Source organism: Pseudomonas sp. Pf153 (assembly GCF_001269775.1).
Classification (GTDB): Bacteria; Pseudomonadota; Gammaproteobacteria; order Pseudomonadales; family Pseudomonadaceae; genus Aquipseudomonas; species Aquipseudomonas uvaldensis.
Window position 1 is genome coordinate 198234 of record NZ_LHVL01000018.1, and the last position, 24368, is coordinate 222601.

Annotated in this window: 22 protein-coding genes; 11 read left to right on the top strand and 11 right to left on the bottom strand. The window is 61.5% G+C overall.

What is annotated here, in order from left to right; genetic code table 11:
* Positions 1 to 12: 12 nt before the first annotated feature.
* The 4 genes from murA to hisC all read left to right on the top strand — a co-directional run bounded on the left by murA (position 13) and on the right by hisC (position 4543).
* Positions 13 to 1278 (top strand): UDP-N-acetylglucosamine 1-carboxyvinyltransferase, encoded by a 1266-nt coding sequence (gene murA / locus AD666_RS12985; protein WP_053152305.1) that lies wholly within the window; start codon positions 13 to 15, stop codon positions 1276 to 1278.
* 129 nt (positions 1279 to 1407) lie between these two features.
* Positions 1408 to 2043 carry an ATP phosphoribosyltransferase gene (gene hisG / locus AD666_RS12990; protein WP_053152307.1) on the top strand — a complete coding sequence of 212 codons (636 nt, stop codon included), beginning with the start codon at positions 1408 to 1410 and terminating at the stop codon, positions 2041 to 2043.
* 122 nt (positions 2044 to 2165) lie between these two features.
* Positions 2166 to 3488, top strand: coding sequence for a histidinol dehydrogenase (gene hisD, locus AD666_RS12995; RefSeq protein ID WP_053152309.1), 1323 nt, complete (start codon positions 2166 to 2168; stop codon positions 3486 to 3488).
* Between the two features lie 2 nt (positions 3489 to 3490).
* Positions 3491 to 4543 carry a histidinol-phosphate transaminase gene (gene hisC, locus AD666_RS13000; protein ID WP_053152311.1) on the top strand — a complete coding sequence of 351 codons (1053 nt, stop codon included), beginning with the start codon at positions 3491 to 3493 and terminating at the stop codon, positions 4541 to 4543.
* A gap of 142 nt (positions 4544 to 4685) precedes the next feature.
* On the opposite strand, the gene AD666_RS13005 is transcribed toward hisC, so the two are convergent.
* From AD666_RS13005 to algW, 3 genes are all read right to left on the bottom strand, one after another.
* Positions 4686 to 5405: a DUF4198 domain-containing protein gene (locus tag AD666_RS13005; RefSeq protein ID WP_053152313.1), complete on the bottom strand. Its 720-nt coding sequence runs from the start codon at positions 5403 to 5405 to the stop codon at positions 4686 to 4688.
* A gap of 12 nt (positions 5406 to 5417) precedes the next feature.
* Positions 5418 to 7523 (bottom strand): TonB-dependent siderophore receptor, encoded by a 2106-nt coding sequence (locus AD666_RS13010; RefSeq protein WP_053152315.1) that lies wholly within the window; start codon positions 7521 to 7523, stop codon positions 5418 to 5420.
* 246 nt (positions 7524 to 7769) lie between these two features.
* A complete protein-coding gene (algW, locus tag AD666_RS13015) occupies positions 7770 to 8936 on the bottom strand; it encodes a Do family serine endopeptidase AlgW (protein WP_053152318.1) in 1167 nt (388 codons plus the stop codon).
* Between the two features lie 104 nt (positions 8937 to 9040).
* On the opposite strand from algW, the gene AD666_RS13020 reads away from it, so the two are divergent.
* From AD666_RS13020 to cysN, 3 genes are all read left to right on the top strand, one after another.
* Positions 9041 to 9799, top strand: a complete 759-nt coding sequence (locus tag AD666_RS13020; RefSeq protein ID WP_053152320.1) for a Nif3-like dinuclear metal center hexameric protein — start codon at positions 9041 to 9043, stop codon at positions 9797 to 9799.
* Positions 9800 to 10060: 261 nt separating this feature from the next.
* Positions 10061 to 10978 (top strand): sulfate adenylyltransferase subunit CysD, encoded by a 918-nt coding sequence (gene cysD / locus AD666_RS13025; RefSeq protein ID WP_041020852.1) that lies wholly within the window; start codon positions 10061 to 10063, stop codon positions 10976 to 10978.
* Positions 10979 to 10987: 9 nt separating this feature from the next.
* Complete coding sequence (cysN, locus tag AD666_RS13030) at positions 10988 to 12886, top strand: sulfate adenylyltransferase subunit CysN (protein WP_053152322.1); 1899 nt, start codon at positions 10988 to 10990, stop codon at positions 12884 to 12886.
* A gap of 167 nt (positions 12887 to 13053) precedes the next feature.
* On the opposite strand, the gene AD666_RS13035 is transcribed toward cysN, so the two are convergent.
* The 3 genes from AD666_RS13035 to AD666_RS26005 all read right to left on the bottom strand — a co-directional run bounded on the left by AD666_RS13035 (position 13054) and on the right by AD666_RS26005 (position 16462).
* Positions 13054 to 13962, bottom strand: coding sequence for an acyltransferase (locus AD666_RS13035; RefSeq protein WP_053152324.1), 909 nt, complete (start codon positions 13960 to 13962; stop codon positions 13054 to 13056).
* Positions 13963 to 16062, bottom strand: coding sequence for a phosphate acetyltransferase (gene pta / locus AD666_RS13040; protein WP_053152326.1), 2100 nt, complete (start codon positions 16060 to 16062; stop codon positions 13963 to 13965).
* A gap of 61 nt (positions 16063 to 16123) precedes the next feature.
* Positions 16124 to 16462 carry a DUF3565 domain-containing protein gene (locus AD666_RS26005; RefSeq protein ID WP_082339788.1) on the bottom strand — a complete coding sequence of 113 codons (339 nt, stop codon included), beginning with the start codon at positions 16460 to 16462 and terminating at the stop codon, positions 16124 to 16126.
* On the opposite strand from AD666_RS26005, the gene AD666_RS13050 reads away from it, so the two are divergent.
* The 3 genes from AD666_RS13050 (at position 16431) to AD666_RS13060 (ending at position 18808) form a co-directional block, all read left to right on the top strand.
* The gene (locus AD666_RS13050) at positions 16431 to 16916 is read left to right on the top strand and encodes a peptidylprolyl isomerase (RefSeq protein ID WP_053152330.1); all 486 of its coding nucleotides are present in this window, start codon (positions 16431 to 16433) and stop codon (positions 16914 to 16916) included. The two genes, AD666_RS26005 and AD666_RS13050, sit on opposite strands and share 32 nt — an antisense overlap.
* 120 nt (positions 16917 to 17036) lie before the next feature.
* Positions 17037 to 17519: a glutathione peroxidase gene (locus tag AD666_RS13055; RefSeq protein ID WP_053152332.1), complete on the top strand. Its 483-nt coding sequence runs from the start codon at positions 17037 to 17039 to the stop codon at positions 17517 to 17519.
* 185 nt (positions 17520 to 17704) lie between these two features.
* On the top strand, positions 17705 to 18808 hold the full coding sequence (locus AD666_RS13060; RefSeq protein WP_053152334.1) for an NADH:flavin oxidoreductase: 1104 nt from the start codon (positions 17705 to 17707) through the stop codon (positions 18806 to 18808).
* 64 nt (positions 18809 to 18872) lie between these two features.
* Here the strand turns inward: AD666_RS13060 and AD666_RS13065 are convergent, their stop codons facing one another.
* The gene (locus AD666_RS13065; protein ID WP_053152336.1) at positions 18873 to 20072 is read right to left on the bottom strand and encodes a glycosyltransferase family 1 protein; all 1200 of its coding nucleotides are present in this window, start codon (positions 20070 to 20072) and stop codon (positions 18873 to 18875) included.
* 39 nt (positions 20073 to 20111) lie between these two features.
* Positions 20112 to 20867 (bottom strand): sulfate transporter CysZ, encoded by a 756-nt coding sequence (cysZ, locus tag AD666_RS13070; protein WP_053152338.1) that lies wholly within the window; start codon positions 20865 to 20867, stop codon positions 20112 to 20114.
* Positions 20868 to 21177: 310 nt separating this feature from the next.
* Between cysZ and trxB the strand changes: the two genes are divergently transcribed.
* Positions 21178 to 22140, top strand: a complete 963-nt coding sequence (trxB, locus tag AD666_RS13075; RefSeq protein WP_003205459.1) for a thioredoxin-disulfide reductase — start codon at positions 21178 to 21180, stop codon at positions 22138 to 22140.
* Positions 22141 to 22209: 69 nt separating this feature from the next.
* Here trxB and AD666_RS13080 read toward each other — a convergent pair whose 3' ends face one another.
* The 3 genes from AD666_RS13080 to AD666_RS13090 all read right to left on the bottom strand — a co-directional run bounded on the left by AD666_RS13080 (position 22210) and on the right by AD666_RS13090 (position 24292).
* Entirely contained in the window at positions 22210 to 23463 is a 1254-nt protein-coding gene (locus AD666_RS13080; RefSeq protein ID WP_053152340.1) for an aspartate aminotransferase family protein, read from the bottom strand.
* 201 nt (positions 23464 to 23664) lie between these two features.
* Complete coding sequence (locus AD666_RS13085) at positions 23665 to 24003, bottom strand: HopJ type III effector protein (RefSeq protein ID WP_053152343.1); 339 nt, start codon at positions 24001 to 24003, stop codon at positions 23665 to 23667.
* Positions 23996 to 24292 (bottom strand): DUF1244 domain-containing protein, encoded by a 297-nt coding sequence (locus AD666_RS13090; protein WP_053152345.1) that lies wholly within the window; start codon positions 24290 to 24292, stop codon positions 23996 to 23998. The genes AD666_RS13085 and AD666_RS13090 overlap by 8 nt, the downstream gene beginning before the upstream one ends.
* Between the last annotated feature and the right edge of the window lie 76 nt (positions 24293 to 24368).

Below are 24368 nucleotides of genomic sequence, written 5' to 3' on the forward strand. Positions count from 1 at the left end.
GTCGAGATTCCAATGGATAAACTGATTATTACCGGCGGCGTTCGTCTTGATGGCGAAATCCGTATTTCCGGGGCAAAGAACTCCGCCCTGCCGATCCTGGCCGCAACCTTGCTGTGCGACGGTCCGGTGACCGTGGCCAACCTGCCGCACCTGCACGACATCACCACGATGATCGAGCTGTTCGGCCGCATGGGCATCGAGCCTGTCATCGACGAGAAGCTCAGCGTCGAAATCGACCCGCGCACCATCAAGACCCTGGTCGCCCCGTACGAACTGGTGAAGACCATGCGTGCGTCGATCCTGGTACTGGGCCCGATGGTTGCCCGTTTCGGTGAGGCCGAAGTCGCCTTGCCGGGCGGTTGCGCCATCGGTTCGCGTCCGGTGGACCTGCACATCCGTGGCCTGGAAGCCATGGGCGCGGTCATTGACGTCGAAGGCGGTTACATCAAGGCCAAGGCGCCTGAGGGTGGCCTGCGCGGTGCGCACTTCTTCTTCGACACGGTGAGTGTGACCGGGACCGAGAACATCATGATGGCCGCCGCACTGGCCAAAGGCCGCAGCGTACTGCAGAACGCCGCGCGTGAGCCCGAGGTCGTCGACCTGGCGAATTTCCTGATCGCCATGGGCGCGAAGATCAGCGGCGCCGGCACCGATACCATCACCATCGATGGCGTCGAGCGCCTGCACTCGGCCACCTACAAGGTGATGCCGGACCGGATCGAGACCGGTACCTACCTGGTGGCCGCTGCCGTTACCGGCGGCCGCGTCAAGGTCAAGGACACCGATCCGACCATCCTCGAAGCTGTCCTGGAAAAACTCAAGGAAGCCGGCGCCGAAGTGACCTGCGGTGAAGACTGGATCGAAGTGAACATGCACGGCAAGCGGCCTAAAGCCGTGAACGTGCGGACCGCTCCGTACCCGGCGTTCCCGACCGACATGCAGGCCCAGTTCATCTCCCTCAACGCCATTGCCGAAGGCACCGGCGCGGTGATCGAGACGATCTTCGAAAACCGTTTCATGCACGTGTATGAATTGCACCGCATGGGCGCCAAGATTCAGGTGGAAGGCAACACCGCCATCGTCACCGGTAACGAGAAGCTCAAGGGTGCGCCTGTCATGGCCACCGACCTGCGGGCCTCGGCCAGCCTGGTCATCTCGGCCCTGGTCGCTGAAGGCGATACCCTGATCGATCGCATCTACCACATCGACCGTGGCTACGAGTGCATTGAAGAGAAACTGCAGATGTTGGGCGCCAAGATCCGCCGCGTGCCGGGCTAGTCCCGGCTGCATGGGCATATGGATTTGCCCGTTGATTTCGTTTCAGATCGAGGGTGTTTGCACCCTCGATGTGTGTCCGGCGCCGCTTGCGACCGGGCATGAGTACCTTGATAAGGACTGACGTTTCCCATGTTGACCATCGCACTGTCCAAGGGCCGCATCCTTGACGACACCTTGCCGCTTCTGGCTGAAGCGGGCATCGTGCCGACCGAGAATCCGGACAAGAGCCGCAAGCTGATCATCCCCACGACCCAGGCCGATGTGCGCTTGCTGATCGTGCGTGCCACCGATGTGCCGACCTACGTTGAACATGGCGCAGCCGATCTGGGCGTTGCCGGCAAGGACGTATTGATGGAGTACGGCGGCCAGGGCTTGTACGAGCCGCTGGACCTGCGAATCGCCCGTTGCAAGCTGATGACCGCCGGCAAGGTCGGCGTGCCGGAACCCAAGGGGCGCTTGCGGGTGGCCACCAAGTTCGTCAACGTTGCCAAGCGTTATTACGCCGAGCAGGGGCGTCAGGTCGACATCATCAAGCTGTACGGCTCGATGGAGCTGGCACCGCTGATCGGCCTGGCGGACAAGATCATCGACGTGGTCGACACGGGTAACACCCTGCGGGCCAACGGTCTGGAGCCCCAGGACTTCATCGCCGAGATCAGCTCCCGACTGATCGTCAACAAGGCGTCGATGAAAATGCAGCACGCGCGCATCCAGGCTTTGATCGATACCCTGCGCAACGCAGTGGAATCGCGACACCGCGGCTGATATACCTGCGCGACTGCGGTCGCGCCCGTCTATCCGTGTCATAGCCAATTTTCTCAGGTGCCCACGCGAATGGACTGGTAGCTTAGGGCGCCTGAGCATTTGCCATTAATGAGGCCCTCGCTATGACCGCTCCCACTTCGATTCGCCGACTCAACGCTGCCGACCCGGATTTTGCCCGTCATCTGGATCATCTGCTGAGCTGGGAAAGTGTGTCCGACGACTCGGTCAATCAGCGGGTGCTGGACATCATCCAGGCCGTGCGCGAGCGTGGGGATGAGGCCCTGGTGGAATTCACCCAGAAGTTCGACGGCCTGCAAGCGGCATCCATGGCCGACTTGATCCTGCCGCGCGAGCGCCTGGAACTGGCCCTGACTCGCATCAGCGTGCCTCAGCGCGAAGCCCTGGAAAAAGCCGCCTCCCGCGTGCGCAGCTATCACGAACGGCAGAAACAGGACTCCTGGAGCTACACCGAAGCCGACGGCACGGTGCTGGGCCAGAAGGTCACGCCGCTGGACCGCGCCGGCCTGTACGTACCGGGGGGCAAGGCGTCGTACCCGTCCTCGGTGTTGATGAATGCAATCCCGGCCAAGGTCGCCGGTGTGACCGAAGTGGTCATGGTGGTCCCGACCCCGCGCGGTGAAATCAATGAGCTGGTGCTGGCTGCGGCCTGCATCGCCGGGGTTGACCGAGTATTCACCATTGGGGGCGCCCAGGCCGTGGCGGCGCTGGCCTATGGTACCGAAAGCGTGCCGCGGGTCGACAAAGTCGTCGGACCGGGCAACATCTATGTCGCCACGGCCAAGCGCCACGTGTTCGGCCAGGTTGGCATCGACATGATCGCCGGTCCTTCGGAGATCCTCGTTGTGTGTGACGGCCAGACCGATCCGGACTGGATCGCCATGGACCTGTTTTCCCAGGCTGAGCACGACGAAGACGCCCAGGCGATCCTGGTCAGCCCGGATGCCGACTTCCTCGACAAAGTCGCGGCCAGCATCGACAAGCTGCTGCCCACCATGGATCGCGCCGAGATCATCAACACCTCGATCAATGGTCGCGGGGCGCTGATCAAGGTCGATGACATGGAGCAGGCCATCGAGGTGGCCAACCGTATCGCGCCGGAGCACCTGGAGTTGTCAGTGGCTGATCCACAGGCCTGGTTGCCGCAGATCCGTCATGCCGGCGCGATCTTCATGGGTCGCCACACCAGCGAGGCCCTGGGCGACTATTGCGCCGGCCCCAACCACGTATTGCCAACCTCCGGCACGGCGCGTTTCTCCTCGCCGCTGGGGGTGTACGACTTCCAGAAGCGTTCATCGATCATTTTCTGCTCCGAGCAGGGGGCCTCCGAACTGGGCAAGACCGCTTCCGTGCTGGCCCGTGGCGAATCGCTGAGCGCCCACGCCCGCAGCGCCGAATACCGCATTCTTGATGAGCAGGGGAACTGAACATGAGTAAATTCTGGAGCCCGTTCGTCAAGAACCTGGTGCCCTACGTGCCGGGCGAGCAGCCGAAGCTGACCCGGCTGGTCAAACTCAATACCAACGAGAACCCGTACGGCCCATCGCCCAAGGCCCTGGCCGCGATGCAGACCGAGCTGAACGACAACCTGCGCCTGTATCCGGACCCCAACAGCGACTTGCTGAAAAACGCCGTGGCCCGGTATTACGGCGTGCAGGCCAACCAAGTCTTCCTGGGCAACGGTTCGGACGAGGTACTGGCGCACATTTTCCACGGTCTGCTGCAACACGATCAGCCGCTGCTGTTCCCTGATATCAGCTACAGCTTCTATCCGGTGTATTGCGGGTTGTATGGCATTCAATACGATGCCGTACCGCTGGACGAGCAGTTCCGGATCGATCCGGCGGACTATGCCCGTCCCAACGGCGGCATCATTTTCCCCAACCCGAACGCCCCCACCGGTTGCCTGCTGGCACTGGAGGCGGTGGAGCAGATCCTCAAGGCGAATCCGGATTCGGTGGTGGTGGTCGACGAAGCCTATATCGACTTCGGCGGAGAGACGGCCATCGCCCTGGTGGACCGTTACCCGAACCTGCTGGTGACCCAGACCTTGTCCAAATCCCGCTCGCTGGCGGGGTTGCGGGTGGGCCTGGCCGTGGGCCATCCGGACCTGATCGAGGCGCTGGAGCGGATCAAGAACAGCTTCAACTCCTATCCGTTGGACCGCCTGGCTAATGTCGGTGGCGCGGCGGCGTTCGATGACCGTGAGTATTTCCAGCAGACCTGCCGGCTGGTCATCGAGCACCGTGAGTGGGTCGTGGCGCAGCTGCAGGCCAAGGGCTTTGAGGTGCTGCCGTCGGCGGCCAACTTCATCTTTGCCCGTCATCCCCGGCACGATGCGGCAGGGCTGGCGGCGAAACTGCGGGAGCAGGGCGTGATCGTGCGGCACTTCAAGCAGGAGCGGATCGCCCAGTTCCTGCGGATCAGCATCGGCACGCCGGAGCAGAACCAGGCGCTGATCGAGGCCCTCGGCGAGCTCTGAAGCCTCCCCGTTAAGGGTAGTCACAGACCTGTGGGAGCAAGGCTTGCCCGCGATGGCGGACTATCAGTCGACATCTCAGTCGATTGGCATTCCGTCATCGCGGGCAAGCCTTGCTCCCACAGGGTTTTGTGCAGGCAGGACTTTAATCGTGATGCGGTTCGCCGACGAACGTCAGCGAGGTGAACACGCCGCGTGTCGCTACGTCCTTGTTGTCCTTGAGCGCAATCTCCATCTGCGCGGCGATCACGTTCAACCCTTCATTGCGCACCAGCACCTTGGCGCGGCCTTCGGTGTCGGTTTCAGCGGACACAGTGTCTGGCGCGCTGCGGTAATCTCCCACCAGTTTCACGCCTGCCGCCGGTTTGCCGTCCAGCAATACCCGTACCGGCAGCGACTGGCCCGGACCTACGGTCAGCGGGTCGACTTCCGGCAGGATCAGGAACTTCACCGCGTCCAGCTTCGGCAGCTTCGCCCCTGGCTCATAAATCGCCAGGCTGTATTTGAAGGTATGAGTCGACTCGATCGCACCGGGCACCTTGCTGCGACCTTCGTTGATCCATTTCTTGTCGGCGGTCTGGGACCACATGCCGTTGTCCAACGCCACTGCCAACACAGCCGGTGACGTGAGCGGTTTCAGGCGGGCGTGGTCCGGCAGGCGCTCCACCGTCACCGGGATCATCTTGCCGCCCAGGTCATAGGCCCAGGCACCGCTGACTTTTTGCGCCTTGAAGGCATTGTCTTCGGCGCCGTGACCATAGATCACCTCAATATTGCCACGCCGTTGTTCGGTCCACAGGCCATGGGCCGAAGCCTGTGTTGCCAGGAGCAGGCCGAGAAGGGCGAGAGTCTTGGGGTATTTCATGCTGATTTCCTTTTACAGATCGAGGGTGAGACTGACGGTGAAGTTGCGTGGCTCTCCGGGGTTGACCCAGTAGTTGCTGTAGGAGCGCTCGTAGTATTTCTCGTCGAAGAGGTTGTTCAGGTTCAGGCCCACGGTGACCTGATCGCTGGCCTTGTAATGGGCCAGCAGGTCCACGGTGTGGTAGGCCGGCAACTCGAAATCGCTACCGGCCTGTCCGGAGCGATCCCCGACGTAGGTGAACGCCGCTCCGACATCCGAGCCGCGTAGATGGCCATTCTGGAATTCGTACACCCCCAACAGGCTGCCGCTGCGCTTGGCAACGCCCAGGATCCGGCTGCCTGTGGGAAGGGTCTTGTCGCCCTGGGTGACTTGCGCATCGATGTAGGCAAAGGCGCCGATGACCCGTATGGCGTCGGTCACCTGACCGGTCACTTGCAAATCGATCCCCTGGCTGCGTGCCTTGCCCATGGCCCGGTTGGTGTCGGTCGCCGGGTCCAGCGCCAGAACGTTTTCCTTTTCAATATGGAACGCCGCCAGGGTGCTGCTCAGGCGATCATCGAACAGTTCGCTTTTGATCCCGACTTCGTAACCCACGCCTTCTTCCGGATCGAAGGACTTGTCGTTGGCGTCCAGACCGTTGTTGGGCTTGAACGAAGTGGAGGCGTTGGCGAACAGCCCGACTTCGGGCGTCAGTTGGTACAGCAGGCCGGCGCGTTGCGTCAGGGCGTCGTGGCGTTGGCGGTCGGTGACGTTGCGGGTGTGATCGTCGATGCTCTGTTCGAAATGCTCGTAACGTACGCCCAGCATGCCTCGCAGCTTGTCGGTGAAGACAATCTGGTCCTGAAGGTTCAGTGCCCGGCTCTGCACATGCTCGAAGAAATCCGTGCCGGTGCGCAGGCCGTTGGGTTTTGGCTGCCCGTAGATCGGTTGATAGATATCGATGGGATAGGTGCCACCGTTGATGGTGGTCACGCGCTCGTTCTTGCGGTAGTCCTCGTATTCAGTACCGATCAGCAGTTCATGCTGCCAGGGGCCAAGATCGAACAGGCCGCGCAGTTCCAGTTGGGTGATGCTGTCGTGCCAATCGTTATCGCGCTCACGGTAACGTCGGTTCACGGTGTGCCCGTCGGCATTGAGCGGGCGCGCTTCGGAGGCGAATCCCCAGAGCTCACCCTGCTTGTAGTGGCTGGCCAGGCGCAGTTGCCATGCGTCGCTGAGCTGATGCTCCAGAGCGGCCTGGAGCATGTTGTTGTGGTTGTCGATGTCACCGTCGTTGGGTTCGCCCAGGAACGTGGAACGGGAAACGCCGCTCCAGCGGTTGTTCGGTGCGACGATGCCGCGGTCGAACGTCGAGCTGTGGCGCACGATCTCGCTTTCCACCAGGAGTCGGGTGTCGGGATTCAATTGCCAACTGAAGGAGGGAGCAACGAAGACCCGCTTGCTACCGACATAATCGCGGAAGCTGTGGTTGTCTTCGACCGCCAGGTTGACCCGTGACAACAGGTTGCCTTCGGCGTCCAGAGGCGTGTTGACATCCAGGGCGGTGCGGTAGCGATCCCAGCTGCCGGCACTGGTTTGCAGCGTGGTGAACGCTTCGGGCTGGGGCTTCTTGGTGACGATGTTCACCGTGCCACCCGGATCACCACGCCCGTACAGGCTGGCCGCCGGCCCCTTGAGCACTTCGATGCGTTCGATATTGGCCGCATCCGGTGTGCTCGGATAGCCTCGGTTGGCGCTGAAGCCATCCTTGTAGAATTCCGATGTCGTGAACCCGCGCACGCTGTATTCGTAGAGGGTCAGCCCGCCGAAGTTATTCTGTTTCGATACGCCACCGGCGAACTCCAGTGCCCGTTCGACACGGGTGCTGCCCAGGTCCTGGAGCACACTGGCGGGGATCACGCTGATCGATTGCGGAATATCGCGCAGGGCGGTATCGGTTTTGGTTGCGCTGGCGGAGCGGGTGGCGCGGTAGCCCGCCACCGGTCCGGTGGGGGATTCGTAATCGGATCTCACGCTGATCGTTTCCAGTTCCAGAGGCAAGGAGTCTTCGGCGAAAACCGGATTACCGAGCAGGCCCAAGGCCAGGCTGGCGAGAGAAATCCGTTTGGAAGATGACATGTTATGTTGTTCCAATTTTGATAATTGAAACAATATAACACTACTAATGAGAATCTATGCTATCTGTGTTTTGGGCGAAAACCAAGCCGCAAAGTGTGCATAGGGCAAGCACCACCGTTCCCGCTGTGCTGTGGGCAGCAGCGGGAGTGTCGGGATGTGGTCAGTCTGCTGTTTCGAGAAAGCAGGCTTCAGGGCTGCTGGGCAGCCCAACGGGAGCAAGCTCCCTCGCCACGAGAGGCGGGGGCGTTACTGTTCTTCCTTGGCCGGCACGGGCACCGGTGCCGGTGGCGGACGCAGGCCGATTTCAGCCGTGAGCTTGAGCTCCTTGCCGTTACGCATCACCTGGATAGTGACCTTGTCGGTGGGCTTGATCCGCGCCACCTGGTTCATCGAACGGCGGCCATCGCCGGCGGGTTCGCCATCGATGCTCAGGATCACGTCGCCCAGTTGCAGGCCGGCCTTCTGCGCCGGACCGTCGCGGAAGATTCCCGCCACCACGATGCCGGGACGCCCGGAAAGGCCGAAGGACTCAGCCAGTTCCTGGGTCAGCGGCTGCACTTCGATGCCCAGCCAGCCGCGAATCACCTGGCCGTGTTCGATGATGGATTTCATCACTTCCATTGCCAGTTTCACGGGGATGGCGAAGCCGATGCCCTGGCTGCCGCCGGATTTGGAGAAGATCGCCGTGTTGATCCCGGTGAGGTTGCCGTTGGCATCCACCAGCGCGCCGCCGGAGTTGCCGGGGTTGATCGCGGCATCGGTCTGGATGAAGTCTTCGTAATTGTTGAGGCCGAGCTGGTTGCGCCCGGTGGCGCTGATGATGCCCATGGTCACGGTCTGGCCGACACCGAACGGATTGCCGATAGCCAGGGTGACGTCGCCGATGCGGATGCTGTCGGAGCGGCCGATGGTGATAGCGGGCAGGTTCTTGAGGTCGATCTTCAGGACCGCGAGGTCGGTCTCCGGGTCGCTGCCGATCACGCGGGCCAGGGTTTCACGACCGTCCTTGAGGGCGACTACGATCTGGTCGGCGCCGGCAGTGACGTGATTGTTGGTCAGTATGTAACCTTCCGGACTCATGATCACGCCCGAACCCAGGCTCGACTCCATGCGTTTCTGCTTGGGCGAGTTGTCGCCGAAGAAACGTCGGAACTGCGGATCTTCGAACAGTGGATGGCTGGGCTTGTTGATGACTTTGGTGGTGTACAGGTTGACCACCGCTGGCGCGGCGAGGGTCACGGCGTCGGCATAAGACACCGGCCCCTGTTGCGGCGCCTTGGCCTGCGGTGCCTGTTGCAGATTGACATCGAGGCTGGGCAGGCCGACCCATTCCGGGTAACGCTGGATTATCAGTAGAGCAACAAGCACGCCAGCCAACAGCGGCCAGCCGGAAAAACGCAGCGCCTTGAGCATTAAACACGTCCTACGAAGGTTGCAGGCGGGATGGGACCGCCCATAATGTCGCGCATTATACGAGGCCGCGCGTGCCTCTGAACGGGATATTTAGGAGTCTTTTCATGGCCGTAGCCCTGAGCACCCTGGTCGAAGAAGCGGACCGCTACCTGGGAAGCAGCCGGATTACCGATTACTGCCCCAACGGCCTGCAGGTCGAAGGGGCGCCCCAAGTGATGCGGATCGTCAGCGGTGTGACCGCCAGCCAGGCCCTGCTCGATGCCGCCGTGGACGCCGATGCGGACTTGGTGCTGGTGCATCACGGCTATTTCTGGAAGGGCGAGAACCCTTGTATCACCGGCATGAAACAGCGTCGCCTCAAGACCCTGCTCAAACACGATATCAGCCTGCTGGCTTATCACCTGCCGTTGGACCTGCATCCCGAAGTGGGGAACAACGTGCAATTGGCCCGGCAACTGGAGATCACCGTCGAAGGGCCGTTGGATCCGGAAAACCCCAAGGTCGTCGGCCTGGTGGGCTCTTTGTCCGAACCGATGACGGCTCGGGATTTCGCGCGCAGGGTCCAGGAGGTCATGGGCCGTGAGCCGTTGCTGATCGAAGGCGACCAGATGATCCGCCGGGTCGGCTGGTGCACCGGTGGCGGCCAGGGCTACATCGATCAGGCGGTATTGGCCGGCGTCGACTTGTACCTCAGCGGCGAAGCGTCGGAACAGACCTTCCACAGTGCCCGGGAAAACGGCATCAGCTTCATCGCCGCCGGGCACCATGCCACCGAGCGCTATGGCGTCCAGGCGCTGGGTGACTACCTGGCGAGGCGGTTTGCGCTGGAGCATATCTTTATCGATTGCCCGAATCCGATTTGAAGCAACCAGATCCCGTGGGTTCACTCTGTGGGAGCAAAGCTTGCTCGCGATAGCGGCGTTACATGTGCCGACGTCATCGCGAGCAAGCTTTGCTCCCGCAGAGGTGCTCCCGCACAGGGCATTGCAACACCCGAACCCCCAGGCATATCCATATGCTGTTTCGATCTAGTAGGCGCCCTGATTAGAAGAGGTCGCTGTGCTAGGATTCTTCGCTCGAACACGGCCCGCTGGCCGTTCATAAGAAAGTTTTCGTGAGTAGCCATGGTCGACAAACTGACGCATCTGAAACAGCTGGAGGCGGAAAGCATCCACATCATCCGCGAGGTGGCCGCCGAGTTCGATAACCCGGTGATGCTGTACTCCATCGGTAAAGATTCCGCCGTGATGCTGCACCTGGCACGCAAGGCGTTTTTCCCTGGCAAGCTGCCGTTTCCGGTGATGCACGTCGACACCCGCTGGAAATTCCAGGAAATGTACAAATTCCGCGACCGCATGGTCGAGGAAATGGGCCTGGACCTGATTACCCACGTGAACCCGGACGGCGTGGCACAGGGTATCAACCCCTTTACCCACGGCAGCGCCAAGCACACCGACATCATGAAGACCGAAGGCTTGAAGCAGGCCTTGGACAAGTATGGTTTCGACGCCGCCTTCGGTGGTGCCCGCCGCGATGAAGAGAAATCCCGCGCCAAGGAGCGCGTGTACTCGTTCCGCGACAGCAAGCACCGCTGGGACCCGAAGAACCAGCGTCCCGAGCTGTGGAATGTCTACAACGGCAAGGTCAACAAGGGCGAGTCGATTCGCGTCTTCCCGCTGTCGAACTGGACCGAGCTGGACATCTGGCAGTACATCTACCTTGAAGGCATCCCGATCGTACCGCTGTACTTCGCCGCCGAGCGCGAAGTCATCGAGAAGAACGGCACGCTGATCATGATCGATGACGAGCGCATCCTCGAACACCTGTCCGAGGAAGAAAAGGCCCGTATCGTCAAGAAGAAAGTGCGTTTCCGTACCCTTGGCTGCTACCCGTTGACGGGCGCGGTGGAGTCCGAGGCTGAAAGCCTGACGGACATCATTCAGGAAATGCTCCTGACGCGAACTTCCGAGCGCCAGGGCCGGGTCATCGACCACGATGGCGCAGGCTCGATGGAAGATAAGAAACGTCAGGGTTATTTCTAAGGGGTTGTCATGTCGCACCAATCTGATTTGATCAGCGAGGACATCCTCGCCTACCTGGGCCAGCACGAGCGTAAGGAACTGCTGCGCTTCCTGACCTGCGGTAACGTCGATGACGGCAAGAGCACCCTGATCGGGCGCCTGCTGCACGACTCCAAGATGATCTACGAGGATCATCTGGAAGCCATCACCCGCGATTCGAAGAAAGTCGGCACCACCGGTGACGACATCGACCTGGCGCTGCTGGTCGACGGCCTGCAGGCCGAGCGCGAGCAAGGCATCACCATCGATGTCGCGTACCGCTATTTCTCTACCGCCAAGCGCAAGTTCATCATCGCCGACACTCCCGGCCATGAGCAGTACACCCGCAACATGGCCACCGGTGCTTCCACCTGTGACCTGGCGATCATCCTGGTGGATGCCCGCTACGGCGTGCAGACCCAGACTCGTCGCCACAGCTTCATCGCCTCGTTGCTGGGCATCAAGCACATCGTCGTGGCCATCAACAAGATGGACCTCAAGGACTTCGACCAGGGTGTGTTCGAGTCGATCAAGGCCGACTACCTGAAGTTCGCCGAGGGCTTGAAGATGAAGCCCACCACCTTGCATTTCGTGCCCATGTCCGCCCTCAAGGGCGATAACGTGGTGAACAAGTCCGAGCGCTCGCCGTGGTACACCGGCCAGTCGCTGATGGAGATCCTCGAAACCGTGGAAGTGTCGGGCGACCGCAACTTCACCGACCTGCGTTTCCCGGTGCAGTACGTCAACCGTCCGAACTTGAATTTCCGCGGTTTCGCCGGCACCCTCGCCAGCGGCATTGTGCACAAGGGCGACGAAGTGGTCGTTCTGCCGTCGGGCAAGAGCAGCCGCGTGAAATCCATCGTCACTTTCGAAGGCGAGCTGGAACACGCCGGCCCTGGCCAGGCGGTGACGCTGACCATGGAAGACGAGATCGATATCTCTCGTGGCGACCTGCTGGTGCATGCCGACAACGTGCCGCCGGTCACCGACAGCTTCGAAGCCATGCTGGTGTGGATGGCTGAGGAGCCGATGCTTCCGGGCAAGAAATACGACATCAAGCGCGCCACCAGCTACGTGCCGGGCTCGATTGCCAGCATCGTCAACCGGGTCGACGTGAACACCCTGGAAGAAGGTCCGGCCAGCGCGTTGCAGCTCAATGAAATCGGCAAGGTGAAGATCGCCCTGGATGCGCCGATTGCCTTGGACGGCTACGAGAGCAACCGCACCACCGGCGCTTTCATCGTCATCGATCGCTTGACCAACGGCACCGTCGGCGCCGGCATGATCGTTGCCCAGCCGCTGGCCCACGGCAGCAGTAGCCACCACGGCAAGCTGGCCCATGTGTCGGTGGAAGAGCGCACCCAGCGCTTCGGCCAGCAGCCGGCGACGGTGCTGTTCAGCGGCCTGTCGGGCGCCGGCAAGAGCACCTTGGCTTATGCCGTGGAGCGCAAGCTGTTCGACATGGGCCGTGCGGTCTTCGTACTCGACGGCCAGAATCTGCGCCATGACCTGAACAAGGGCCTGCCGCAGGATCGTGCCGGGCGCACCGAAAATTGGCGCCGTGCGGCTCACGTCGCCCGCCAGTTCAACGAAGCCGGCCTGCTGACCCTGGCGGCCTTCGTTGCGCCGAGCGCCGAAGGGCGTGAGCAGGCCAAGGATCTGATCGGTCGTGAACGTCTGCTGACGGTCTACGTCCAGGCCTCGCCGACGGTGTGTGCTCAGCGTGATCCGCAAGGGCTGTATGCCGCCGCCGGCGACAACATCCCGGGTGAATCCTTCCCATATGACGTGCCGCTGGATGCCGACCTGGTAATCGATACCCAGTCGCTGACACTGGAAGAGAGCGTCAAGCAGGTGTTGGAGTTGCTGCGCAAGCGGGGCGCGATCTAAGCGTCAGCCGCAAATGAAAAGCCCGCCGGTGAGCAATCATCGGCGGGCTTTTTTCATTGACTCGGACCCTGTGGGAGCGGGCTTGCTCGCGAATGCGGTGTATCAGTCAACATCTGTTTTGAGTGTCAGTCCGCTTTCGCGAGCAAGCCCGCTCCCACAAGGGGGAGTCAGCGGCGGCTTGGGAATTCCTGATGCATCTGCTCAAGCAATGCATCCTTGTCCTGCCACAGCTGGTTGATCCAGCCTTGGAACTCCAGACGATAGGTGCCGTCCTGGTCGTAGTTCTTGCCAACGAACTGTGGCGGAATTGTCAGCTCCTGGAAATGCACCACCACCTCGTCGACCTTGCCGCACAGCAAATCCCAATAGCCCGGACGACCGCCCGGATAATGGATCGTCACATTGATGATCGACTCCAATTGTTCACCCATGGCATCGAGCACGAACGCGATGCCGCCGGCCTTGGGCTTGAGCAGGTAGCGAAACGGTGACTGCTGTTGGGCGTGCTTGTCTTCGGTGAAGCGGGTGCCTTCGGCGAAATTGAAAATCCCTACGGGATTGTCGCGAAATTTCGCGCAGGTCCGGCGGGTGGTTTCCAAGTCCTTGCCTTTCTTCTCCGGGTGCTTTTCCAGGTAAGCCTTGGAGTAGCGCTTCATGAACGGAAAGCCCAGGGCCCACCATGCCAGACCGATCACGGGTACCCAGATCAATTCCTGCTTGAGAAAGAACTTCAACGGGCGGATGCGCCGGTTCAATACGTATTGCAGCACCATGATGTCGACCCAGCTCTGATGGTTGCTGGTGATCAGGTACGAGTGCTGGTAATCCAGCCCTTCCAGGCCGCTTAGGTGCCAGCGGGTGCGGCGCAGCAGGTTCATCCAGCCTTTGTTGTTGCTGATCCAGGCCTCGTGGATATGACTCATCAACCAATCGGTGAAGCGCTGGGCGGCGGGGAAGGGCAGCAACAGTTTGAAGATCGCCACGACGAACAGCGGCGTACAACAGAGGATCGTGTTCAGCGCCAACAGCAGCGAAGCGATGACGCCGCGCAGGGCGGCGGGCAGGAAGTCCAGCATTTAAATATCCATGGGTCGGTTGGCAGCCTGGATCGCCGTCAAGGCGATGGTGTACACGATGTCATCGACCTGGGCGCCGCGGGGCAAGTCGTTCACCGGTTTACGCAGGCCTTGCAGCATCGGCCCGAGGCTGACGCAATCGGCGCTGCGCTGCACGGCCTTGTGGGTGGTGTTGCCGGTGTTCAGGTCCGGGAAGATGAACACCGTCGCCCGGCCAGCCACCTGGCTGTTTGGGGCCAGTTGCCGCGCCACGGTTTCGTTGGCGGCGGCGTCGTATTGCAGCGGGCCGTCGATCAGTAGTCCGTGCTGCGCCTCATGGGCCAGCAATGTGGCCTCGCGGACCTTTTCCACCTCTTCGCCACTGGCCGATTCGCCGCTGGAATAGCTGAGCATCGCCACCCGTGGCGTGATGCCGAACGCGGCGGCCGAGTCGGCGCTTTGCAGGGCGATTTCAGCCAGCTCCGCAGCGCTGGGATGCGGGTTCATCACGCAGTCGCCGTAGACCAGCACTTCCTCGGGGAACAGCATGAAAAATACCGACGACACCAGGGAGCAACCCGGGGCCGTCTTGATCAGTTGCAAGGCCGGGCGGATGGTGTTGGCGGTGGAGTGAATCACCCCGGAAACCAGGCCGTCCACTTCATCGAGCGCCAGCATCATGGTGCCGATGACCACGGTGTCTTCCAGTTGTTGCTCGGCCATCGGTGCGTTCAGGCTCTTGCTCTTGCGCAGTTTCACCATGGGTTCGACGTAACGCTCACGAATCGCGTCCGGATCGAGAATCTCCAGCCCTGGCGGCAGTTCGATGCCCTGGGCCCGGGCCACCGCTTCGACGTCGGCCGGTTTGGCCAGCAGCACGCAGCGGGCGATGCCCCGGGCCTGGCAAATGGCGGCGGCCTGTACGGTCAGCGGTTCGCTGCCTTCGGGCAGGACGATGCGTTTGTTGGCAGCCTGGGCGCGCTGGATCAGTTGATAGCGAAACACTGCCGGCGACAGGCGCATTTCCCGAGGCGTGCCACAGCGCTGGTGCAGCCATTGGGCATCCAGGTGGCTGGCGACGAAATCGGTGATGATCTCCGCACGTTCGCGGTCATCGATTGGAATTTCCTTGTTCAGGCCATTGAGCAGGTTGGCGGTGTCATAGGAGCCGGTGCTTACCGACAAGACTGGCAAGCCCGCCTGCAAGGCACCTCGGCACAGCTCCATGATGCGTGGGTCGGGCAGGGTGTCGCTGGTCAGCAGCAGGCCGGCCAGCGGTACGCCGTTGATCGCCGCCAGGCTCACGGCCAGGATGATGTCGTCGCGATCGCCAGGGGTCACCACCAGCACGCCGGGCTTGAGCAGTTCCACCGTGTTGCGCATGGTGCGGGCACAAATGATGATGTTGCTCATGCGCCGGGTTTCGTAGTCGCCGGCATTGAGCACCTGCGCGCCCATCAGGTCGGCGACGTCGCGGGTGCGGGGGGCGTTGAGTTCAGGTCGGAACGGAATACAGCCCAGCAGGCGGAAATCGCCGCTGCGCAGCAGGGGGGAGTGTTCCCGCAGCCTTGCGCTGAACGCTTCGATGCTTTCGTCAGTACGCACCTTGTTCAGGATGACCCCGAGGACTTTCGGATCCTTCGGCCCGCCAAACAATTGCGCCTGTAGCTCCACGCGTCCGGAAAGTTCGGTCAGCACTTCGTTTTCCGGGGCCGATACCAGGATCACCTCGGCGTCCAGGCTCTTGGCCAGGTGCAGGTTGACCCGGGCGGCGTAACTGGCGCTGCGGGTGGGCACCATGCCTTCTACGACGAGCACGTCCTTGCCGACGGCTGCCTGTTGGTAGAGGGTGATGATTTCTTCCAGCAATTCATCCAGCTGTCCGTCGCCAAGCATGCGCTCGACGTGGGCCAGGCCCAGGGGCTGGGGCGGCTTGAGGCCGTGGGTGCGGGCCACCAGTTCGGTGGAGCGTTCCGGCCCGGTGTCGCCAGGATGGGGTTGGGCAATGGGTTTGAAAAAGCCGACTTTCAGCCCGGCCCGTTCCAGCGTACGCACCAGCCCGAGGCTGATGGAGGTCAGACCCACACCAAAATCGGTGGGCGCGATAAAAAAAGTTTGCATGCCGATTCCCTAGAGGTGCATGACAAAGGGCGAGGCCTATGGTTGGCCCCTGCCATCGAATTCAGTCGCCAAGGTTATCGCTAACCGAGGCCTGCGCGCACCAGCCGCAATCAAAGGACTGGCCTATTTTTTCAATACGTTGCAGTGGGTCCAGAACCCAGGCCCGGGCTTGCCACGGTGGCTGGTGGCGCAGATGCTGTGTATGTCCGCAGGACAGCTCGACCACCCAGTGGCCGTCCTCGTCCTGATGGAAACCGGTGACCGTTGGTCTGTTCGGACGAGCCCGTTTGTCCGGGTTCCGTTCGCTTTCGGGCAAATCCTTGTTTAGACTTGTCCGTTCTTCATTCTTTTGCAAAAGGTCTTGCCCCATGCTGATCGCCGCCAATAAGGCTGTCTCCATCGACTATACCCTGACCAACGACGCTGGTGAGGTCATCGACAGCTCTGCCGGCGGCGCTCCGCTGGTCTACCTGCATGGCGCAGGCAACATCATTCCGGGCCTGGAAAAAGCCCTGGAAGGTAAAACCGCCGGTGATGAGCTGAACGTTGCCGTCGAGCCGGAAGACGCTTACGGTGAATACTCTGCCGAGCTGGTCAGCACGCTGAGCCGCAGCATGTTCGAAGGTGTGGACGAGCTGGAAGTGGGCATGCAGTTCCACGCTTCGGCGCCCGATGGTCAGATGCAGATCGTCACTATCCGTGACCTGGAAGGCGACGACGTCACCGTCGACGGCAACCACCCGTTGGCCGGCCAGCGTCTGAACTTCAAGGTCAAGGTCGTCGACATCCGTGACGCCAGCCAGGAAGAAATTGCTCATGGTCACGTCCATGGCGAAGGCGGCCATCATCACTGATTTCTGCGCTACGCTCAGGTGAACGGGAAAGGCGCCTTGCGGCGCCTTTTTTGTCGCTTGCTGTTAGCATCGCCCACAGTTGTTTTGAAAGATTGGCTAGAGCCTAATGTGGAGTTCGTCATGAGTGCTTTTCACGACCTGAAACTAAAAGCCCTGAATGGTCAGGAGCTTGCTCTGGCGCCCTTCAAGGGGCAAGTCGTGCTGGTGGTCAACGTCGCCTCCAAATGTGGACTGACACCGCAGTACAAGGCGCTGGAGGAGCTTCATCAGCGCTACAAGGACAAGGGCTTCAGTGTGCTGGGCCTGCCGTGCAATCAATTCGCCGGGCAGGAGCCGGGTACCGAGCAGGAGATCCAATCGTTCTGCAGCCTCAACTATGGGGTAACGTTTCCGCTGTCCGGCAAGCTGGACGTGAACGGTCCCGATCGCCATCAGCTCTATCGCCTGCTGGCGGGCGAGGGTGCCGAGTTTCCAGGGGAGATCACCTGGAATTTCGAGAAATTCCTGCTGGGCAAGGACGGCCGCGTACTGGCGCGCTTCTCGCCACGCACGGCGCCGGATGACCCTGCCGTGATCCAGGCGATAGAAAAAGCGCTGGGCTGACCCAGGCGGGCATGGTCCACTGTGGCGAGGGAGCTTGCTCCCTCGCCACAGGTATTGCGGTGGATATACTCCAGCGCTGCCTTCTGACTCTTAATCACTCCAATCAATAGTGCTACCCACCACTGCTGGCGCTGCATATTATCGCCGTCATATAGACCTGCGATCCCATTTCCATGGAGTGCCCCATGCCAGTAGAAGCCTTGTTCAAGCCCTTCCAACTCGGCGCCTTCGAGCTGCCGACCCGGGTGGTGATGGCCCCGATGACCCGTTCCTTTTCGCCAGGTGGCGTGCCCAATGCCAAAGTGGTCGAGTACTACCGTCGTCGCGCGGCAGCCGGCGTTGGCCTGATCATCACCGAGGGCACCACGGTCGGGCACAAGGCTTCCAACGGCTATCCGAACGTGCCGCACTTCTATGGTGAAGACGCGCTGACCGGTTGGAAGCAGGTGGTCGATGCGGTCCATGCCGAAGGCGGCAAGATCGTGCCACAGCTATGGCACGTCGGCAGCGTGCGCCGCATCGGGACCGAGCCGGACGCCAGCGTGCCGGGCTACGGTCCCTCGGAAAAGCTCAAGGACGGTCAAGTCGTGGTGCATGGCATGACCCAGGCGGACATCGACGACGTCATCGCCGCCTTTGCCCAAGCGGCAAAGGATGCCCGGCGCGTTGGCATGGACGGCGTGGAGATTCACGGCGCCCACGGTTACCTGGTCGACCAGTTCTTCTGGGAAGGCAGTAACCAGCGCACCGACGGTTATGGCGGCAGCCTGGCCAACCGTTCGCGTTTTGCCATTGAATTGATCCGTGCCGTGCGTGCGGCGGTGGGCGAAGGGTTCCCGATCATTTTCCGGTTTTCCCAATGGAAGCAGCAGGACTACACGGCGCGTCTGGTGCAGACCCCCGAAGCCCTGGGCGAATTCCTCAAGCCATTAGCCGAGGCCGGCGTGGATATTTTCCACTGTTCGACGCGACGCTTCTGGGAGCCGGAGTTCGAAGGTTCCGAGCTGAACCTGGCCGGCTGGACCCGCAAGCTCACCGGCAAGCCCACCATCACCGTGGGCAGCGTTGGCCTGGATGGTGAGTTCCTGCAGTTCATGGTCAATACCGACAAAGTCGCGCAGCCGGCCAGTCTGGAAAAGCTGCTGGAACGTTTGAACAATGATGAGTTCGACCTGGTGGCGGTAGGACGTGCGCTGCTGGTGGACCCGGACTGGGCTCGGAAAGTGCGCGACGGACGGGAGCAGGAGATTCTACCGTTCAGTCGCGAGGCATTGATGACGTTGGTCTGAGCGGCGTTTGCGCTGACGCCATCGCGAGCTGGTTCGCGATGGCGGCTCCGGCATCACTGGAGGTTCAGGGCACGGTCGGCGCAGCAGGCATCACCTGTTCGCCGACAAAAGCCCCCCGCAACTGCGCCTCGAACTGCTCGATCACCGACGCCCAACCTTGGCGGCTGGCGTGCTGACGAGCATTGAGCCTCACGCAGCGCAGGGTCTCGCGCTCTTCCAGCAACCAGCGGGCTGCATCACAGAACGCTTCTTCATCTCCCGGCATGGCCAGTACGCCGTTATAGCCATGGCGGATATGCTGCGCCGCTGCGGCCTGATCGTAGGCCACCACACCCAACCCGGACGCCAGCGCCTCCAGTACGACATTGCCGAAGGTTTCGGTCAGGCTCGGAAAGACAAACACATCCCCCGACGCATAATGGCTCGCCAGTGCTTCGCCCCGCTGGGTGCCGCAGAAAATCGCTTCGGGCAGTTCCTGTTCGAGCGCGGCCCGCTGCGGGCCGTCACCGATGACCACCAGCCTCAGGCGCCGCTCCGGGAAAGCGCCGCGCAATGTCTCGAAACTGCGCTTGAGCAGCCCCAGGTTCTTCTCCGGCGCCAGACGTCCGACATGGATCACGGCAATGTCATCATCGTCCAGGCCCCAGGCGTCACGCAGGGCTGCTGACCGCTTGATCGGATGAAACAACTGGCTGTCCACGCCGCGGGACAGCAGCGAAACGCGTTCGAAGTGGCGGCGCTCCAGCTCCAGCCGCTGGCTGAGGCTGGGTACCAGCGTCACGGCGGTGCGATTATGAAACCAGCGCAGGTAATGGGTGAGTACGCGGCTCAACAATCCGAGACCGTACTGCTGGGTGTATTGCTGGAAGTTGGTGTGGAAACCACTGACCACCGAGATGCCCAGGCGTCGTGCCGCTCGCAGTGCCGACAACCCCAACGGCCCTTCGGTGGCAATGTAGAGCACATCCGGTCGATGACGTTTCCAGCGGCGCAGCAATTTGTGCATGGAGACCTGGCCCCACTGCAAGCCTGGATACCCTGGTAACGGCCAGCCTCGACACAGCAACACGTGTTCATCTCCGGGCTGGCGTGGGTCGGTGGCCTGGCGAGGTCGTACCAGCTCAACCCGGTGTCCGCGGGCACGCAAGCCGTCATACAGGCGACCCAGGGTGTTGGCCACGCCATTGATTTCCGGCGGGAAGGTTTCGGTAATGAGGGTAACGTGCAGGTGTGTGATCATGACCCCAGTGTCGGCCGGGGCCATGTCGCCATTGTGACGTCAGGATGATGGATTTGTGACGGCTCAGCCTTGCCGGGCCAGCGCGGTCTCGGCGCCTTGCTCGCGCACCCAGAACAAGGTCGCCCCAGCCACCGCCGCCGGCATCATCAGGATGTTCACCACCGGGATCAGCAGCACCAGGTACACGCTGCCGCCAAAACCCAGGCTCTGCCAGCGTTTTTCCCGCAGCCAGGCGAGCATTTCGTTCCAGCCCAGCTTGTGGTTGTCCGCCGGGTAGTCGATGTACTGGATCGCCATCATCCACACGCCGAAGAGCAGCCACAACGGTGCGGCCACCAGATTGAGCACCGGCACGAACGACATCACGAACAGGCCCAGGGCCCGGGGCAGGAAATAGCCGAGCTTGCGGGCTTCCCGGGCCAGGGTGCGAGGCACCATGGCGACCAGTTCGCCCCAGCTGAAGGCCGGGAAATCATCGGTACCCCGGATCACCACTTCGACTTTCTCCGCGAGAAAACCATTGAACGGTGCGGCGATGATATTGGCGAGCATGGTGAAAGTGAAAAATACCATCAGGATCACCAGGACCACGAACAGCGGCCAGAGAATGTAACTGAGGAAGCTCAGCCAGTCCGGCAGCGACGGCATCAGGGTGTCGACCCACAGGCTGAATTGGTGACCGGCCAGGTAGATCAGACCGATGAACAACAGCAGGTTGATCGCCAGCGGCAACAGCACGAACAGGCGCAAGCCCGGGCTGAGGACCAGCTTGAGACCTTCTTGCAGATATTGCGGGCCGGACAGGACGGGGGCGGGCATGGGAAGCTCCGAACGAAAGTTGAACGCGCCGACCTTACCGGCTTTGCCCCGCCTGGGAAAGCGTCTACATGGCCTGTAACAGGATTGTTGCACGGGCTGTCCTATCGACGGGTCCGCTGCGGATAGAACGCAGCTATGAGCTGGATTGTTAAACCGTATTTCCTTAATCTTCGCTCCCTCGATACGCTGCACCCATTCTTTTTCAGGGCCGTCGAACCAAAGCCTTCCCCAAGTGCATCAACGGTCCTTTTTTATTCCCGCCGCTCACCCGGCGTTCCGGTCCGCGAGGTCCGGTCAACAGGAGCAGGTCATGTCTGAAGTTCGTCATTCGCGAGTGATTATTCTCGGTTCCGGCCCTGCCGGTTACAGCGCCGCAGTCTACGCGGCCCGTGCCAACCTCAAGCCGCTGCTGATCACCGGCATGCAGGCCGGCGGTCAATTGACCACCACCACCGAAGTCGACAACTGGCCGGGCGACGTCCATGGCCTGACCGGTCCGGCCCTGATGGAGCGCATGAAAGAACACGCCGAGCGCTTCGAAACCGAAATCGTCTTCGACCACATCAATGCCGTGGATTTTGCCGCCAAGCCGTACACTCTGACTGGTGACAGCGCCACCTACACCTGCGATGCCCTGATCATCGCCACCGGTGCCAGCGCTCGTTACCTGGGGCTGCCGTCGGAAGAGGCCTTCATGGGCAAAGGCGTGTCCGCCTGCGCGACCTGCGACGGTTTCTTCTACCGCAACAAGCCTGTGGCCGTGGTCGGTGGCGGTAACACCGCCGTCGAGGAAGCCCTGTACCTGGCCAACATCGCCAGCACGGTCACCTTGATCCACCGCCGTGAAACCTTCCGCGCCGAGAAGATCCTGATCGACAAGCTCAATGCCCGCGTAGCCGAAGGCAAGATCATCCTCAAGCTCAACGCCACCCTGGACGAAGTACTGGGCGACAACATGGGCGTGACCGGTGCTCGCCTGAAGAACAACGACGGCAGCTTCGACGAGATCAAGGTTGATGGCGTATTCATTGCCATCGGCCACACTCCGAACACCTCGCTGTTCGAAGGCCAGTTGGAACTCAAGGACGGCTACCTGGTGGTCAAGGGCGGCCGCGACGGCAACGCCACCGCCACCAGCGTCGAAGGCATCTTCGCCGCCGGCGACGTGGCCGACCACGTCTACCGCCAGGCCATCACCTCGGCCGGCGCCGGCTGCATGGCGGCCCTGGACACTGAGCGCTACCTGGACGGTTTGCAGAACGCTTCGTTCTGATTCGTCAGGCATGAAAAAACCGGCTTCGGCCGGTTTTTTCATGCCTGTCACTCCCACAGGGTTCTGTATTCACACCAGTTTCGCCAGGCAAGCTTCCAGAATAGCCAACCCTTCCTCCAGCACTTTCGCCTCGGTCGTCAACGGCGCCAGCAACCGGATGATGTGCCGCGATTTACCACTGGGCATCAGCAGCAAGCCCGCTTCCCGCGCCAGGGCCAACAGTTGCGTCAACTGTGCCGGCGCCGGGGTGCCGTCGGCGTGGGCCAGCTCGATGCCACGCATGGCGCCGACGCCCGTCAAGCGCCCCAGGTAAGGCGTGAGTCCGCGGCTGCGCCACGATTCGTAGCGGCTGGCAATCGCTTCTTCCTGCTGCGTACCCCAGGCCCGCAAGCGCTCGTCGGTCATCGTGTCCAGGGTTGCCAGCGCGGCGGCGCAGGCAATGGGGTTGCCTGAGTAGGTGCCGCCCAGTCCACCCTTGGGCAGGTTGTCCAGCAACGCCTTGCGCCCCACTACCGCGCCCAGGGGCACGCCGCCGGCAATGCTCTTGCCCAGCAGGATCAGATCCGGCTCGATGCCCAGGCGCGAGAATGCGAAGCGCTGGCCGGTGCGCCCGAAACCGGACTGGATTTCATCGATGATCAACACGATGCCCTTCTCATTGCAGAACTGTCGCAGTGCCTGGGCGAAGGCCATGTCCAGCGGGAGAAAACCGGCTTCGCCCTGCACCGGTTCGACGATGAAGCAGGCCACGTCGTTGACGTCGATCTCGACACTGAACAGCCGCTCCATCGCTTTCAACGCTTCGGCACAGGTCACGCCGTTGTCTTTGCTGGGATAGGGCAGGTGATACACCGGCCCAGGCAGCACGCCGACTTTCTGCTTGTACGGTGCCACCTTGCCGTTGAGGTTGAGGGTCGCCAGGGTCCGGCCGTGGAAACCGCCGTCGAACGCAATGACGGCGCTGCGACCCGTGGCGCCGCGTACGATCTTCAGGGCATTCTCCGCAGCCTCGGCGCCGCTGTTGGTGAGCATGCCGCTGACCGGATACTCCACCGGCACAAACGCCGTCAGCCGCTTCATCAATTCAATGTAAGGGGCATGGGGCGCAGCGTTGAAGGCGTAATGAGTCAGTCGGGTGGCTTGTTCGCGGATGGCTTCGACGATATGCGGGTGGCAATGGCCGAGGTTCAACACACCGATACCGCCCACAAAGTCGATATAGCGCTTGCCGTCGGTGTCCCAGACTTCGGCATTTCGGCCGTGGCTGAGGCTGATGGGATGCACGGTGGAAATCGACTGGCTGATGGTTTCGCTGCTGCTCATGGACGACGGCTCGTAGGTGAATAGGGTTGCGTTATCTAAGCCGTGAGAGCAGGGCGCCGACAAACGAAATAAAGTTGCCGGGTCAATCTTAAAAGTCGGGATGTGGCGAGGTGTTCGTCAGTAAGGATGTATGCAGCTCTTGTGGCGAGGGGATTTATCCTCTCGCCACAAGAGCGGATCTCACCACACAGGTAGGATCGATCAGCGCCGTTGCAGCGGCAACTCATCGAACTTCACACCCGCCAGCCCATGAACCATCAGCGCACGGATATTGCCGTGATCATTGCCTTCGGGCGTGGCCAGCACCGAGCGGTAATGTTCGCCGAACGCCAGCAGGGCTTCTTCGTCGCTCAGGCTTTCAAGCAGCGCCAGGCCCAGGGTCTTGCATGAGCCTTCGTTTTGACCGGCGGCATTTTTCACGTCGCCGTTGGTGAAAGCTTGTGGCTGGTATTCATAATCATCGGTGATGAAGGTCAGGGTGTCGGCAAAAGCGTGCTCGCCGCTTTTGAGGCGGGCGCGGAAGGAGTTCAGATCAGGCATCGGGTTTTCCTTTGGCGAACGCCGCTTGTTGTTCGGCGCTGGCTTCTTTCTGGTATTGGGCTTTCCATTCGGCGTACGGCATGCCGTAGACCACTTCACGGGCGTCGTCGAGGCTGACCTCGATCCGGCGCTCGTCAGCGGCGGCCTTGTACCACTTGGACAGGCAGTTGCGGCAGAAGCCGGCGAGGTTCATCAAGTCGATGTTCTGCACATCCTTGCGGCTGTCCAGGTGGGCTACCAGCCGACGGAAAGCGGCGGCTTCGAGTTCGAGGCGTTGTTGGTCGGTCATGGTGGTCTCTGCGAGACAGCTATAAGCGGCAAGCTTCAAGCTGCAAGGTGGATTGAGGTCGCCAAGCTTACCGCTT

Coding starts and splice junctions, on each gene's coding strand:
- murA (WP_053152305.1), top strand. CDS start 13: ATGGATAAACTGATTATTACCGGCGGCGTTCGTCTTGATGGCGAAATC.
- hisG (WP_053152307.1), top strand. CDS start 1,408: ATGTTGACCATCGCACTGTCCAAGGGCCGCATCCTTGACGACACCTTG.
- hisD (WP_053152309.1), top strand. CDS start 2,166: ATGACCGCTCCCACTTCGATTCGCCGACTCAACGCTGCCGACCCGGAT.
- hisC (WP_053152311.1), top strand. CDS start 3,491: ATGAGTAAATTCTGGAGCCCGTTCGTCAAGAACCTGGTGCCCTACGTG.
- AD666_RS13005 (WP_053152313.1), bottom strand. CDS start 5,405: ATGAAATACCCCAAGACTCTCGCCCTTCTCGGCCTGCTCCTGGCAACA.
- AD666_RS13010 (WP_053152315.1), bottom strand. CDS start 7,523: ATGTCATCTTCCAAACGGATTTCTCTCGCCAGCCTGGCCTTGGGCCTG.
- algW (WP_053152318.1), bottom strand. CDS start 8,936: ATGCTCAAGGCGCTGCGTTTTTCCGGCTGGCCGCTGTTGGCTGGCGTG.
- AD666_RS13020 (WP_053152320.1), top strand. CDS start 9,041: ATGGCCGTAGCCCTGAGCACCCTGGTCGAAGAAGCGGACCGCTACCTG.
- cysD (WP_041020852.1), top strand. CDS start 10,061: ATGGTCGACAAACTGACGCATCTGAAACAGCTGGAGGCGGAAAGCATC.
- cysN (WP_053152322.1), top strand. CDS start 10,988: ATGTCGCACCAATCTGATTTGATCAGCGAGGACATCCTCGCCTACCTG.
- AD666_RS13035 (WP_053152324.1), bottom strand. CDS start 13,962: ATGCTGGACTTCCTGCCCGCCGCCCTGCGCGGCGTCATCGCTTCGCTG.
- pta (WP_053152326.1), bottom strand. CDS start 16,062: ATGCAAACTTTTTTTATCGCGCCCACCGATTTTGGTGTGGGTCTGACC.
- AD666_RS13050 (WP_053152330.1), top strand. CDS start 16,431: ATGCTGATCGCCGCCAATAAGGCTGTCTCCATCGACTATACCCTGACC.
- AD666_RS26005 (WP_082339788.1), bottom strand. CDS start 16,462: ATGGAGACAGCCTTATTGGCGGCGATCAGCATGGGGCAAGACCTTTTG.
- AD666_RS13055 (WP_053152332.1), top strand. CDS start 17,037: ATGAGTGCTTTTCACGACCTGAAACTAAAAGCCCTGAATGGTCAGGAG.
- AD666_RS13060 (WP_053152334.1), top strand. CDS start 17,705: ATGCCAGTAGAAGCCTTGTTCAAGCCCTTCCAACTCGGCGCCTTCGAG.
- AD666_RS13065 (WP_053152336.1), bottom strand. CDS start 20,072: ATGGCCCCGGCCGACACTGGGGTCATGATCACACACCTGCACGTTACC.
- cysZ (WP_053152338.1), bottom strand. CDS start 20,867: ATGCCCGCCCCCGTCCTGTCCGGCCCGCAATATCTGCAAGAAGGTCTC.
- trxB (WP_003205459.1), top strand. CDS start 21,178: ATGTCTGAAGTTCGTCATTCGCGAGTGATTATTCTCGGTTCCGGCCCT.
- AD666_RS13080 (WP_053152340.1), bottom strand. CDS start 23,463: ATGAGCAGCAGCGAAACCATCAGCCAGTCGATTTCCACCGTGCATCCC.
- AD666_RS13085 (WP_053152343.1), bottom strand. CDS start 24,003: ATGCCTGATCTGAACTCCTTCCGCGCCCGCCTCAAAAGCGGCGAGCAC.
- AD666_RS13090 (WP_053152345.1), bottom strand. CDS start 24,292: ATGACCGACCAACAACGCCTCGAACTCGAAGCCGCCGCTTTCCGTCGG.